Raw genomic sequence first — 13,814 nt, 5'->3', positions numbered from 1 at the left:
TATAAGGAGTTTAGGGGTCTTGTTGTTTAAAAGGAGGCTGCTCATGATAAGAGAATATACAGCTCCATCAGTAAGAAGGAGGAAATCGAGAGTAAGGTGGACTATCCATCTTTTCCCTATTCCTGCACTAATAATCTATGGGTTGTTTGTGCTTTATCCGATAATAGCGGCATTATCCTATAGTTTTTTTGAATGGAAAGGGATGGCTCGTGGTGATTTTATCGGTTTCCAAAATTTTGTGACGCTTTTTACGATAGAACCCTATGGCTCCATGTTTTGGAATGCCTTTAAACATAATGTCCTCTATTTTGTTGTGCAAATGATTGTTATGAATGGATTAGCCTTCTTTCTTGCCTTTATTATTTATCAAAAAATTAAAGGTGCAGAGTTTTTTAAGGCTGCTTTCTTTCTACCGCGATTATTATCAGTGATTGTTGTAGGTTTCTTATGGAAGCTCATTCTAAATCCAAATTTTGGTACTTTAAATGTCATTTTGGAGAAATTAGGTCTTGAAACTTTACAAAAGGCTTGGCTTGGTGATCCCAACACGGCGTTAATCGCCATTATTTTAGTCAATTGTTGGTTTGGATTAGGTTTTGGTGTCTTAATTTTTCTTGCTGGCTTTCAAGGGATCCCAAGTGAGTTAGTCGAAGCTGCAAAGTTAGATGGCGCTAAGGGTTTTACTTTATTGCGTACGATTTACTTGCCTTTAATGGTGCCATCAATTATGATCATGGGCATTTTAACATTTATCCAGTCATTTGAAGCATTTGAATTAGTATATGCAATGCAGGGCTCCATGGGAGAGCCGTACTATTCTACAGATACGTTAGCTGTGTTTTTCTATCGTTTAGCATTTGGTAGCTCTACCGCTTCTGGGGCAACAGCTATTGGGTTGGGTTCGGCGTTAGCTACAGTACTATTCTTATTTATATTAGTTTGTACCACGCTATTTTTACGCTTTGCCAATAAAAAGAATGTTCAAATGTAAGGGGTGATTATAGTGAAGCAAGGCGCTATTTGGGTTCGACCATTTTATTATCTTGTGGTGTTTACGGTGGCGACCATTAGTTTATATCCAATTTTGTTAATGATTTTATCTTCATTTAAAAAGAGCGTGGATATCTATAAAAATCCATTGGGTTTACCGACTAGCTTTAGCTTAGATACTTATCGTACATTATTAGCAAAAATTCCATTTACCACATACTTTCTAAACAGTCTAATTGTCAGTATTGTATCTGTGATACTAATAGTGGTTGTTTGTTCACTGGCTGCATTTTATATTGCTCGCTTTAAATTTTCTTGGAATCATGCATTGTTCTTTATTTTTTTATTAGGCATGATGATTCCTATAAAATTGGGGATTGTCCCGCTCTTTATATTAATGCGTGATTTAGGACTGATAAATTCCTTATGGTCTTTAATTTTGATGAACATGGCGACAGGTATTCCATTATCCATGCTGATCTTAACTGGCTTTTTTAAAACAATGCCTTATGAATTAGAGGAAGCAGCCCGTATAGATGGGGCGGGGAACTTAAGAGTTCTTTGGCATGTAATGTTACCGTTAATGAGACCTGCCCTTGGAACAGTGGTTATTATAAATTTTATTGCTTCATGGAATGATTTCTTCTTCCCGCTTATTTTTATTACAGAAAAAATGAAACGGACGATACCTGTTGGAATGATGTCACTTTTTGGTGAGCATTCGGCAGATTGGGGCTCTCTTTTTGCAGGTTTAACATTAGCTTCATTACCAATGATCCTATTATTTTTTATTGCCTCAAAGCAATTTATGGAGGGGCTGACGGCTGGTGCCATTAAATAGGGAATACATTATTGGGGTCGATGGTGGTGGGACGAGAACTCGTGCAGTGATTGGGACAAGAAAAGGGGAAGTGCTGGCTTTTGTTGAAGGAGCTGGAACGAATATAAAATCAACGCCACCTGACGAGGTAAGGCTACATATTATCAAGCTCCTTGCCACGTTACTACAAAAGATAGATGCAACAAATAATGATATTGCTGCGGTGTTCTTATGTGTGGCAGGGGGCGATCGCCAGTTAGATAAAGAACGCTGGGAGCAATGGATTAGCTTCCTTTTCCCTACTAGCTCCTGTAAGATAACCATCACCAATGATGCGGTAGCGGCACTTACTAGCGGCACATATACACAGCAAGGGCTCGTTGTGATAGCAGGAACGGGTTCAATCGTATATGCAGTTGGAAAAAATCATCAAGTTAGTCGTGTTGGAGGATGGGGTTATTTATTAGGAGATGAGGGCAGTGGCTACTATATTGGGCAAGAGGCATTGCGATTGATTACGCGACATTATGATGCTATTGGCGTGAATGAGGATCTGTTTACAGCGACTATTATGGAGCAGCTAGCATTAAAGAATCCTACTGAAATTATTACGCATGTTTATGAGCATCCACAGCCACGTGTACTTATAGCCTCCGTAGCTCGTGTGGTGTTGCGTTTAGCAGAGCAAAATAATGATAGGGCACAAAAAATTATTGAACACGCTGCTCATCATTTAACTCATTTCATCCAAATAATGTTGAAAAAAGAGCCTCAGCTAAAAGGTGACTCTATTGTCCTATGTGGAGGTTTATTCGAAAATTTTTATTTTGTTCAATGCTTTCGAGAAAAATTACAGCTTGCTAAAATACCTAATCGACTAATACAACCAGAGGTGCCACCTGTTATAGGAGCTTTCGTTAATGGACTTCTCAGTGAAGGAATTCCAATCACAGAGGCTTTACAACGAAAGGTAAAAGGAACTTGGATGAGTATCCATGAAAAATAGTGTGGAGGGATTTGATTTCAATGGAACGAATGACAAAACTGACGACTGAAGGCTATCATCCAGATACGACAAATCTAGATTTAATGTCCACTATTGAAATTGTAAAGCTGATGAATGAAGAGGATAAAAAAGTACCATTAGCCATAGCAAAGGTTTTACCTGAAATCGAGCAGGCTGTCACAGCTGTTGTGGATGCACTAAAGAATGGCGGTAGATTATTTTATGTTGGTGCAGGGACAAGTGGGCGAATTGGTTTGCTAGATGCCGTAGAATGTCCACCTACATTTAGTACATCACCAAAGCTTGTGCAGGCAATATTGGCTGGAGGAGCAGATGCAGTAATGATTGCCATAGAAGGTGCAGAAGATGATCTTTCATTAGGAGAGGTTGAACTACAGAAACAACAGCTAACAAACCGAGATGTAGTGATAGGGATTGCAGCAAGCGGTCGAACGCCTTTTGTCAAAGGAGCATTAAATTATGCTCAACAACTAGGGGCAAAAACAATCAGCTTAGTGAGCAACGCTCATTCTATTATTAGTAAGCATGCAGATATTGCAATAGAGGTGATTACAGGACCAGAAATTTTAACAGGTTCTACAAGACTAAAGGCTGCAACAGCTCATAAACAAATATTAAATATGATTACAACGACAACCATGATTAAGCTTGGAAAGGTCTATAAAAATTTAATGGTGGACGTTCATGCTAGTAATTTTAAATTGCGAGAGAGAGCCAAACAAATCGTCTGTGAGGTAACGGGAGTTTCTTATAATCAGGCTGAAAGTGTTCTGGAGCAAAACAATTATCAAGTAAAGCTCGCGATTGTGGTGCTACTGACGAATACAACGATTGAAGAGGCGACGGAATTACTTGCTCAATCAGAAGGGCATGTGCGGAGAGCGGTGTCTCTAAAGAAATATTGATGAAGGAGGTACATGGATAACTTCCTTTTATCTAGAGATGGAGCTGGAAAAATGGAAAAAATAAATGCGGGTTTAATTATGCTTGCTGAAATGTGCGAAAAGCTTCCACTCTCCGAAAAAAAGGTGGCAAGCTATATATTAGCACATCCTACACAGGCTATAAAAATGACAGCAGTTGAACTAGGAGAGGCTAGTCAAACAAGTAGTGCCGCAGTTATTCGGCTGTGTAAATCGTTAAATATTAGTGGTGTTCAAGAGCTGAAATTGCGCATTGCTGGTGATTTACAACATGCTAAAGTTGAAGATCGAGATATTGAGGCGAATGAAGCGCTGCCATCGATTGTAGAGAAGGTAACGACGCAAAGTAGTGAAATTTTGACACAAACAGCTAATTTAATAAATATTGCTGAATTAGAGCGTGCAATAACGGCCTTATCACAAGCTGATAAAATTATATTTTTTGGAGTGGGTGCATCAGGTATAGCAGCAATGGATGCAGATCAAAAATTTTTACGAATCAATAAAAATAGTAGGGCATTTGTGGATTTGCATTTAGGAGCTACAGCCGTTGTCAATACACAGAAGGGGGATGTGGTAGTAGGTATCTCCTTCTCCGGAGAAACGCATGAAGTGGCTAAAATCCTTGAAATAGCTAGCCAAACACCAGCCACTACAATCAGTTTAACGCGCTATGGTAGTTCACTAGTGTCTAGCCTAGCAGACATTTGTTTATATATCTCTCCCAATGTTGAAGCAACTTTTAGAAGTGGTGCCACTTCCTCACGTCTAGCGCAGTTACTTGTCATTGATATTTTATTTATGGGGATAGTGACGAGTGCCTATGAGCAGACAGTGGATTATTTAGATGAAACACGTTCTGTTATTCAGGGGTTGCATAAAAAAGTGGCTAAAAGAAAAAATAAAATAAAAACATATTAGTGTTAGTATGTTCAGACTGTAGACAAAAGCTATCGAGAAGTTTTCTCTCGATAGCTTTTGACATTTTTATTCTCGGAAATAAAAACGAATTCTGGTTTTAGGTATTTAGTTTAATATTTTTATAGATGTAATATCATTACCCACTTTTTTCTTTTAACTCTTTCTTATAAGCAACAATATTGTATTGATATTTTGGATTAAATGGTTGGTGAGTTAGTCCATTTTGGAAAAAACATATTTTTTAACCTAATTTTAACCTTGTTATTGTAATGTGCTAGGTAAAGCAATATTTTGTAAGGAGGTTTTAAGAATGGAACAATATGTCGGAGAAATTCGGTTATTTGCTGGTGATTATGCCCCAGACGGCTGGGCTCTTTGTAATGGTCAACTATTATCTATTTCCGAAAATGAAATACTTTTTTCTTTGATTGGCACAACCTACGGGGGAGATGGTCAATCAACCTTTGCATTACCAAATTTTCAAGGCAGGGTTGTAGTACATCAAGGACAGAATCCAACTACTGGTACTACCTTTGTCAATGGTCAAATGGGAGGGGCGGAAACCGTCACTTTAATCTCTTCACAGCTTCCTGCACATACACATCAGGTAAAAGCTTCTTCTCTTGATGGCACAACCCCTAGTCCAGAAAATGCTGTTTGGGCAAAAAATATACAATATTCGACACAACCACCAAATGGCACAATGAATGCCGCCATTGTTTCAAGTGTGGGAGGAAACGCTTCTCATAACAATGTAATGCCGTTTTTAACAATTAGTTACATTATTGCTCTTTACGGTATGTATCCAACAGAATAGGAGGTATGAAGGATGAGTGAACAATATGTAGGTGAAATACGATTATTTAGCTTTGGGACAGTTCCAAGCGGATGGGCGCGATGTGATGGACAAATATTACAAATTAATACAAACCAAGCGCTGTATTCAATTTTAGGAGCAACTTATGGTGGTAATGGCTCTACGACATTTGCATTACCTGACTTAAGGGGAAGAGTCCCAGTTCATGTAAGCAGTAGTATCACACGTGGACAAAAAGCAGGAGAAGAGGTACATGTATTAACAATTAATGAGATGCCAACTCATACACATATTGTTAATGGTAGTTCAGAAAGTGCTACGTTGAAAGTGGCTACTGGAAATGTATGGGGTACATCTGCTAATAATATTTATTCTGTCAATCAACCAAATACTATTATGAACATGCAAGCATTGTCAACATCAGGAAATTCGCAGTCACATCAAAATATGCAGCCATACAGTGTCGCTAATTACTGCATAGCTTTAGTAGGAATTTATCCATCAAGAAATTAGAAAAAAGGAGGTGGGCAAAGTGTCAGAAGCATATATTGGAGAAATTAGAATATTTGGCGGTAATTTTGCACCAAAAGACTGGGCTTTGTGTGATGGTCAGATAATAAACATTGCCTCGAATAGTGCATTATATGCTATTTTGGGTAACAGATATGGAGGAGATGGTAAAACAACCTTTGCATTACCAAATTTAAATGGTAGAGCAGCTATTCATCAAGGAACAGGTGTAGGTTTAACGCCTAGAATTATAGGGAGTAGTGGTGGTGCCCCCTCTGTAACGCTGTTGGAAAATGAGATGCCTAGTCATAATCATCTAGCAAATTGTAACAATCTTCAAACCACTAATAATGATCCAACGGGTGCAATATGGACAGATCAGCAAGGGAAAGGAACTGTCCCAGTTTATACGTCACAAGTAAATAAACAAATGAATCTAATGACGGTTAATGCTGTTGGAGGAAGTCAACCACATAACAATATGCAGCCATATTTAGGACTGAACTTTATTATTTGTTTATATGGGGAATGGCCTCCTAAGAGTTAACGATTCATTAAATGAAGGGTGTGAAACCAAGAAGGAGAATATAGAATGGGAAAAAAGATATTAACCATAACCCTGTGTTTGGTGTTGGTCGCTTATAGTCAATTGATGGGATTAGGGTTCGTTTCACCTTTAAAGGTGGAGGCGGCTGCTTGCGATTCGCCAGATTTTCCAAGTTGTATACAGGATTTAACTCAAGCTTCGTGGAAAGATGACACAAATAATGGCTTTGTAGTAAGCGGTATTCCTGGTGATAATGGTATTAATTTATTCACATATAGCAATGGATCACAATTTCCAGCTGGTTATTATTTTGATGCAGATGAATATTCACCACCAAAATCAATTAGAATTTCTGCTGGGGAAAGCTTTGCAGGTGGGATCTTCGATTTAAAATCATTAAAAATTAATACGATTAATAAACATCCTGAAAACGATGCATTATCCATAACAATTCAAGGGTATGATGGGGCAGGAAACCCAAAAGGAAATCCTGTAATTTTTAAGACAATTGCAAATCATGAGCCTATTTATGATATTCCTATTAATATAGAAGGAATCAACTCATTTGTCATTACTGCGAGTGTAAATTTTATACCTACTGTACAGGCGGGACTATGGGATTTAACGTTTACCCAATTTACGATTGATATCCCAAATAATAGTCCACCAACAATTACAAATGGTGCTATAACTTCTTCAAATATTACTACCTCAGGCGTACAGTTGGACTGGGCTAAAGCATCTGATGATATAACAGCTCAAGAGGATTTAGAATATCAAGTCTATCAATCTAGTAGTAACAATATTGATACGGTTAGTACCATAGAATTGAATGGGACACCGTTAGGCGGTTATACCAAAGATAGTAACTCCTTTAATGTTACAGGTCTTGCTGCCAATACTACCTATTATTTTAATATCATTGTCAAAGATACCAATGGCAATAAGAGTGCATATTTAATGCAGGAGGTAACAACCCTTGCCTTAAATAAACCACCGACATCCAGTAATGGAAGCATAGATGTAAACGAGGGTCAAGTGTATACATTTACTAGTACTTCTTTTGCTTTTTCAGATGAAGATGCTGGAGATACTTTGCAACAGATTCAAATCTCTACTATCCCAAATAGCGGACAGCTCTTTCTTGATAACAACAATAATCAGCAATTTGATGGTGGGGAAGCTATTACAAATGGTATGACAATTAGTAAGGCTAATTTAGATGCAGGTAATTTAAGATATATTACGGAAAATGGCACATCTTCATCTTTTACATTTAAGGTAAGTGATGGTATCGATTTTAGTACTGACTATACAATGGAGCTAGTCGTCAATGCACGTCCAGCAGTGATAATTATACCAAATGATTCTAGTCCAACAAATAGCAATTCAATTCTTATAACTTTGGTATTCAGTGAGTCAGTGACAGGCTTTATGATTGGGGATATCGAAGTTACAAATGGAAATGTGGCAATTCTGTCAGGGAGTGGTACCACATATACAGCTCTTATATCACCTATTGCTGATGGAGCTGTGAAAATCAAAATTCCTGAAAAGGTAGTTGCAAATAGTGGAGGTGCATTGAATAAAGCATCAAATGAATTACAAATATTCTATGATAGTACACCACCTACTGATATTGAGCTCAATAATACTACTGTACAAGAAAAGAAACCCATTGGTACAACAGTTGGAACATTGGCGGCAGTGGATACAGGAAGCTCACAAACATTCACGTATTCATTACAGTCTGGAGATACAAGCTTCTTTACGATTGATGGGAATGTATTAAAGACAAAGGCAATGTTTGAATTCGATACGAAAAATAGTTATAAGATTACGATAAGAGTAACTGATGAGGCTGGTAATACGTTGGATAAGGAGTTTACAATCCAGATTACTAAAAATCATGCACCATCAGGTTCCATCATTGTTAACGGTGGACAAATCTCGACAAGTTCTATAAATGTTACCTTAAATTTGACGGCAACAGATTTAGAAGGAGAAGCGATAGAAATGCGCTTTTCGAATGATGGTATTACTTGGTCCAGTTGGGAGTCAAAAATATCTACGAAAAGTTGGACTTTATCCCATGGAGAAGGTAGTAAAACAGTTTATATGCAACTAAGGGATACTGCTGGCAATATATCAAATACATTCTCAGATACAATTGTTCTAGATACAACTCCACCAGTCATAACAGGGGTTACAAATAACGGTGTTTATAACACTGATGTAACGATTAGTTTTAATGAAGGAACTGCTACCCTGAATGGAGCAACCTTTTCAAGTGGAACCACAGTAAGTACATCTGGAAATTATACTTTGGTAGCAACAGATAGTGCAGGGAATACCACAACCATTACATTTGTGATTGATAAAGCTCTGCCAAAAGCTGTAGAGGTAGAGATCAAATCGAATAATCTGGATCCTACAAAGGCTAAGGTAGGAGATACGATCACCTTAACAATGAAAACAGATAAAAATATACAAGCACCTATAATTACCATTTCGGGGAAAGCTGCTATTGTAACAGGAGCATCCACAAACTGGCAGGCAACATATGTTATAGATAATGGTGATTTAGAGGGAACAGCACCTTTTACAATTAACTTTAAAGATCTGTTAGGTAATTCGGCAATAGAGGTAACGGACGTAACTGATGGAAGCTATGTCATTGTCGATAGCGTAAAGCCAACAGTAAAAAAGGTGACAATGGCTTCAAATAATGCTAACCCAACAGTTGCTAAGGTAGACGATGTAATCACAATAGACTTTGAGACAAGTGAGGACATTCAATCACCGAATGTATCAATCCTAGGACAAACAGCAAATGTCAATGATAAAGGTGATGGGGATGCTAAAACATGGCAAGCAAGCTATACGTTAAAGTCCATAGACTCAGATGGACCTATCAGTTTTACAATTGATTTTCAAGATATAGCAGGGAATGAGGGCTTACAGGTAACAGAGATTTCATCAGGGACAATTGTGATATTTGATAAAATTTCTCCTGAAATAACAACCTATTTCCCAGCGCATCAGGCAATTAATGTACAGCCTGTAGATAATCTTGTATTAACATTTGATGAAAAGATCTTACCTGTAACTAGTAAAAATATTGTCATAAGAAATGCTACAGATAACCAAATTGTCGAAACAATTGCTGTTACACAAGCAAATGTTTCTATCACTAATGAAACTGTGACAGTAAATCCTACATTGGATTTAGCCCATAACACCACTTACAGCATTCAAATTGACGCAGGTGCATTTACTGATGTAGCAGGTAATGCGTATAAAGGTATTACTAATAATACTTCCTGGAATTTTACGACTAGTGCACTGCAAACATATACGGTTACGTATGACAGTAACGGGTCTGATGGGGGGATAGTACCAACAGATTCAAAGCAGTATAAAAACCAGGACACTATTACAGTACTAGGCAATACGGGTAATTTAATGAAAGCAGGCTATACATTTGTAGGATGGAATACGAAGGCTGATGGAAAAGGTGTTACTTATAAAATTGGGCAAACGATTCAAATGGGGAAAGGGAATTTGATATTGTATGCTTTGTGGTCTAAAAACAATGTACCAGGAGATGGAGGATCATCAACGCCTAGTCCTACACCAACACCTGATCCTGTTGCACCAAGTAATCAGCTAAAGATAAATGTTGTAGATCAAAGTATGCCAGATGATGTGCTCCTCCAAACCGTGTTAACACGTGTATTGAGTAACGGTAGCTTTCAAGATACAGTAAACTTTACAGTTGCAAATGCAAACGAGTTTCTTCGGATATTAGGGAATAAGGAAGATAAAAGATCTCGACTTGTGATCCCTAATATGGAACCTCCAGCAAGTGAAACAAAGGTGATACTTGATAGAGATGCTGCTAAGCGATTAATAGAGGGTAAATCACATTTTAGTATAGCTATGGGAATGGTCAAAATAGATGTTCCTTTTACTTCAATGAATGATTTCAATGAAGACATTTACTTCCGAATTGTACCGATTAAGGATGCATTGCGGCAAAAAGCTATTGAGGATCAGGCTAAACAAGCTGAAATAGTTTTACAACAGGGTAATGGCGCTAATGTAAAACTCGTTGGTCAGCCAATATCTATCGACACAAATCTACAAAACCGTCAAGTAACATTGCTACTACCATTACCAGCGAATCTCACATCAGCTCAACGAGAAGATATGATGGTCTATGTAGAGCATAGTAATGGAACAGTTGAAATAATACGTGGGCGTTTTGCAGAATTTACGAGAGGGCAAACAGGTATAGTCTTTGATGTAGAGCACTTTTCTACATTTTCTCTACTTTATGTAGAACAAGCGCAGGAAGAAGTGCCACCAGAGAAAGAACCAATAGAGGTAGACAGCACATTTGCTTCCTATATTCACGGCTATACAGATGGCACTTTCCGTCCGAATGTAAATGTCACTCGTGCCCAAATGGCAGCAATGTTGGCAAGAAACCTAAGTGACAATCATGTACCAGAAGCGTCTAACCTATTTTATGCAGATACAGCTACTTCATGGGCAAAAAACGATATTGAATATATTCGTACAGAAGGAATTATGCAAGGACGTCATGATCGTTCATTCGGGCCGAATGAAATGATTACTAGAGCCCAAATGGCGGTTATTGCTGTGAGATGGATTGATAAACAATGTGTAGAAGGGGCTACAGATACCTCGTATTGCGAAATAAATACAAGTGGAGAAACATATCGTGATGTGGCGGTCACACATTGGGCAGCAAAAGAAATCAATCGCATAAGTGCGATAGGTATAATGGTTGGCTCAGGCAATGGTGAATTTAGACCTGAAGAAAAACTAACACGTGCACAGGCAGTAAAGGTACTGAATCGAATCTTTAATCGTCCAATACCAACTGAGGACACAGAACAAATCTTCAAGGATATACCTAAAGAGCATTGGGCTTACTTTGAGATTCAAGCCGCGGCAAAATAAGATTAATAGAATAAGCACGCTAGGTGGATAATGCCTAGCGTGCTTTTAATTCGTTTGAAGAAATCAATTAATTTCTTATTTAAATTACCAGATGTAGAAGTTTGAATATAAATTCGATTGCCATCAATGGTATATACAGCTGGCTTTCTCTTCCCGAACTCATGGATTCGAAGCATGCATGCTTTAAAGACGTTCTTCTGTTTGAGGATCAAAGAAATGGATCTTTTCTTCTTTCATAAATAGGAAAACCTTGTCGGATGGATGAAAATTGTTATCAGCCTGTACTCGAGCAATAAAATTCTGATTTACTAAAGAACAATAGAGATAAGTTTCTGCTCCTAGTAATTCTGCAACATCAATCGTTGCAGTGAAAGTGTAAGGGGAAATAACATCTGTCATTTGTAAATCCTCAGGTCGTATACCCATAATAATCTCTTTCCCTAAATAATTTTTTTCCTTTAACAATGGTAAATGCATGGATGGGATAGGGAAGCTTTGCTCGCCTAAAAGGATCTCGGTATCTGTTAGACGACAGTGGAAGAGGTTCATGGATGGTGAACCAATAAAGCCTGCCACAAACATGTTAAGTGGTGTATTATATACTTCTTTAGGTGTCCCAATTTGTTGTATAAGGCCATCCTTCATCACTACCAGACGGGTAGCCATCGTCATAGCCTCTGTTTGGTCATGTGTGACATAGATCGTTGTCGTTTGAATTCGTTGATGGAGCTTCTGGATTTCTGCTCGCATTTGTACACGTAATTTGGCATCCAAATTAGAAAGAGGTTCATCCATTAAAAATACCTTAGCATCTCTGACAATTGCTCTTCCCAGTGCTACACGCTGACGTTGTCCACCAGATAGAGCTTTTGGTTTTCTTTTTAAATAATCCTCTAATCCTAAAATCTTAGCAGCTTCTTTAACACGACGATCTATTTCCTTTTTATCAACCTTTCGTAGCTTTAAGCTAAATGCCATATTATCATAGACTGTCATATGTGGATATAAAGCATAGCTTTGAAATACCATTGCAATGCTACGATCTTTTGATTCCACATCATTCATGAAAACATCGTCAATGTATAGTTCTCCCTTTGATATATCCTCTAAGCCAGCAATCATACGTAAAGTTGTGGTCTTACCACAGCCAGAAGGGCCTACAAACACAATGAATTCTTTATCATGGATATGCAAATTAAAATCAGTTACGGCCTGGATATTTTTATCGTAAATCTTATAGATATGCTCTAACCGTAATTCCGCCATACATACTGCACCCCTTTACAAGTCATATTTTCATTGTAAATGACTTTAGAATAGAGTGATATGGAAAGCTTGCACAGTGTTGAAGGCATAATTTGTGCAGTTGGTCTTAAAGTGATTCTAAGAAAATAATTGCGAGATAAACTTCTAGCCGATGGGAAAATTGCCGAATATCCTTTTGCGTCATTTGTTGAAATTTTTCTAGGCGATTTTGTAAGGTATTACGGTGCATATACATTTTTTTAGAGGCTAATGTAATGTTTCCATCACATTCAATCAATTTCTTAATTGTATGGAGTAATTCTGGCTGAGAAGTGGCTCTTTTTAGGATAGAGGAGATAAAAATTTCTTTCTCTTGATAGGCTAGATGCCGCGTTATATAAGGCACTAAAAGCTCTTGCTGTGTGAGTACATGCTTTGGTGTATAAGTCCAAATGGATGGTAGAAGGTGAACATACCAGTTAAATCGTTCCTTGGTCGTGGTGATGTTGTGTATAATATCAGAAACAAAAATTTTAAAATGAGTCTCTAAGTCTGCCATTATGGGATTAACATAATGAGTCAAATCTAAAAACTCCTCATTGTAGTCGATACATTCGATTATGACAAATAATTGTGGCTGAAGCGATAGCAGAATAATATCCTTCCCAAGTAAAGCTTCGAAGACTGAACGCAATAATGTAGGTGTTGTAAAGTCTTTATCAAAATGAAGAAATAACAAACGATGCATAGGAAGATTAGTTGGAGCAATATCTGTTTTATCTGTAAAATAATCAAGCCAAATCATATCATTGTTATCGTATAAGACAGTGGGGCCTGAGAATATTCGCAATAGCTCATATTCATTTTGTGTCATTGTGTGTATGGGAATTTCGTAAAGCTGATTGTCAAAATTAAATACATAATTTCCATCAGTTTTACCTGAGAAGGGGCTTAATAATGGGAAACGTTGCTTTAATTTTTGAAGATCCATACATGCCACTCCTTATTTAATGTAATAAGGT

The 13,814-nt window shown here is 37.6% G+C and carries 11 protein-coding genes; 9 read left to right on the top strand and 2 right to left on the bottom strand.

From position 1 onward, the window contains the following. Window positions 1-43 precede the first annotated feature (43 nt). The 9 genes from ACMGGO_RS21240 (at window position 44) to ACMGGO_RS21200 (ending at window position 11,547) form a co-directional block, all read left to right on the top strand. Window positions 44-991: a carbohydrate ABC transporter permease gene (locus ACMGGO_RS21240; RefSeq protein ID WP_259951202.1), complete on the top strand. Its 948-nt coding sequence runs from the start codon at window positions 44-46 to the stop codon at window positions 989-991. A gap of 12 nt (window positions 992-1,003) precedes the next feature. Further along, window positions 1,004-1,831: a carbohydrate ABC transporter permease gene (locus tag ACMGGO_RS21235; RefSeq protein WP_066038438.1), complete on the top strand. Its 828-nt coding sequence runs from the start codon at window positions 1,004-1,006 to the stop codon at window positions 1,829-1,831. Continuing rightward, window positions 1,818-2,816 carry an N-acetylglucosamine kinase gene (locus tag ACMGGO_RS21230; RefSeq protein ID WP_259951203.1) on the top strand — a complete coding sequence of 333 codons (999 nt, stop codon included), beginning with the start codon at window positions 1,818-1,820 and terminating at the stop codon, window positions 2,814-2,816. The genes ACMGGO_RS21235 and ACMGGO_RS21230 overlap by 14 nt, the downstream gene beginning before the upstream one ends. 20 nt (window positions 2,817-2,836) lie before the next feature. Further along, window positions 2,837-3,742, top strand: a complete 906-nt coding sequence (murQ, locus tag ACMGGO_RS21225; protein ID WP_048391877.1) for an N-acetylmuramic acid 6-phosphate etherase — start codon at window positions 2,837-2,839, stop codon at window positions 3,740-3,742. A gap of 51 nt (window positions 3,743-3,793) precedes the next feature. Further along, complete coding sequence (locus ACMGGO_RS21220) at window positions 3,794-4,681, top strand: MurR/RpiR family transcriptional regulator (RefSeq protein WP_175400798.1); 888 nt, start codon at window positions 3,794-3,796, stop codon at window positions 4,679-4,681. A 310-nt stretch (window positions 4,682-4,991) separates the two neighbouring features. Next, the gene (locus ACMGGO_RS21215; RefSeq protein WP_048391873.1) at window positions 4,992-5,498 is read left to right on the top strand and encodes a phage tail protein; all 507 of its coding nucleotides are present in this window, start codon (window positions 4,992-4,994) and stop codon (window positions 5,496-5,498) included. A 12-nt stretch (window positions 5,499-5,510) separates the two neighbouring features. After that, entirely contained in the window at window positions 5,511-6,011 is a 501-nt protein-coding gene (locus tag ACMGGO_RS21210; RefSeq protein ID WP_066038389.1) for a phage tail protein, read from the top strand. 19 nt (window positions 6,012-6,030) lie between these two features. Further along, window positions 6,031-6,555, top strand: coding sequence for a phage tail protein (locus tag ACMGGO_RS21205; protein ID WP_066038390.1), 525 nt, complete (start codon window positions 6,031-6,033; stop codon window positions 6,553-6,555). 45 nt (window positions 6,556-6,600) lie between these two features. After that, window positions 6,601-11,547 carry an S-layer homology domain-containing protein gene (locus tag ACMGGO_RS21200; protein ID WP_279493724.1) on the top strand — a complete coding sequence of 1,649 codons (4,947 nt, stop codon included), beginning with the start codon at window positions 6,601-6,603 and terminating at the stop codon, window positions 11,545-11,547. Between the two features lie 183 nt (window positions 11,548-11,730). On the opposite strand, the gene ACMGGO_RS21195 is transcribed toward ACMGGO_RS21200, so the two are convergent. Then, window positions 11,731-12,813 (bottom strand): ABC transporter ATP-binding protein, encoded by a 1,083-nt coding sequence (locus ACMGGO_RS21195; RefSeq protein WP_066038392.1) that lies wholly within the window; start codon window positions 12,811-12,813, stop codon window positions 11,731-11,733. Between the two features lie 106 nt (window positions 12,814-12,919). Continuing rightward, entirely contained in the window at window positions 12,920-13,783 is an 864-nt protein-coding gene (locus tag ACMGGO_RS21190) for a PucR family transcriptional regulator (RefSeq protein ID WP_313870995.1), read from the bottom strand. Window positions 13,784-13,814: the final 31 nt, after the last annotated feature.

Origin of the sequence: Lysinibacillus sp. BNK-21, assembly GCF_048684915.1 — a bacterium.
GTDB lineage: Bacteria > Bacillota > Bacilli > Bacillales_A > Planococcaceae > Lysinibacillus > Lysinibacillus capsici.
The sequence above is the reverse complement of the archived record's forward strand: the minus strand, read 5'-3'. Positions and strand labels throughout refer to the sequence as shown.

Excerpts from the sequence above, each read along its gene's own strand:
- ACMGGO_RS21240 (WP_259951202.1), top strand. The coding sequence starts at position 44 with ATGATAAGAGAATATACAGCTCCATCAGTAAGAAGGAGGAAATCGAGA.
- murQ (WP_048391877.1), top strand. The coding sequence starts at position 2,837 with ATGGAACGAATGACAAAACTGACGACTGAAGGCTATCATCCAGATACG.
- ACMGGO_RS21220 (WP_175400798.1), top strand. The coding sequence starts at position 3,794 with ATGGAAAAAATAAATGCGGGTTTAATTATGCTTGCTGAAATGTGCGAA.
- ACMGGO_RS21215 (WP_048391873.1), top strand. The coding sequence starts at position 4,992 with ATGGAACAATATGTCGGAGAAATTCGGTTATTTGCTGGTGATTATGCC.
- ACMGGO_RS21210 (WP_066038389.1), top strand. The coding sequence starts at position 5,511 with ATGAGTGAACAATATGTAGGTGAAATACGATTATTTAGCTTTGGGACA.
- ACMGGO_RS21200 (WP_279493724.1), top strand. The coding sequence starts at position 6,601 with ATGGGAAAAAAGATATTAACCATAACCCTGTGTTTGGTGTTGGTCGCT.
- ACMGGO_RS21195 (WP_066038392.1), bottom strand. The coding sequence starts at position 12,813 with ATGGCGGAATTACGGTTAGAGCATATCTATAAGATTTACGATAAAAAT.
- ACMGGO_RS21190 (WP_313870995.1), bottom strand. The coding sequence starts at position 13,783 with ATGGATCTTCAAAAATTAAAGCAACGTTTCCCATTATTAAGCCCCTTC.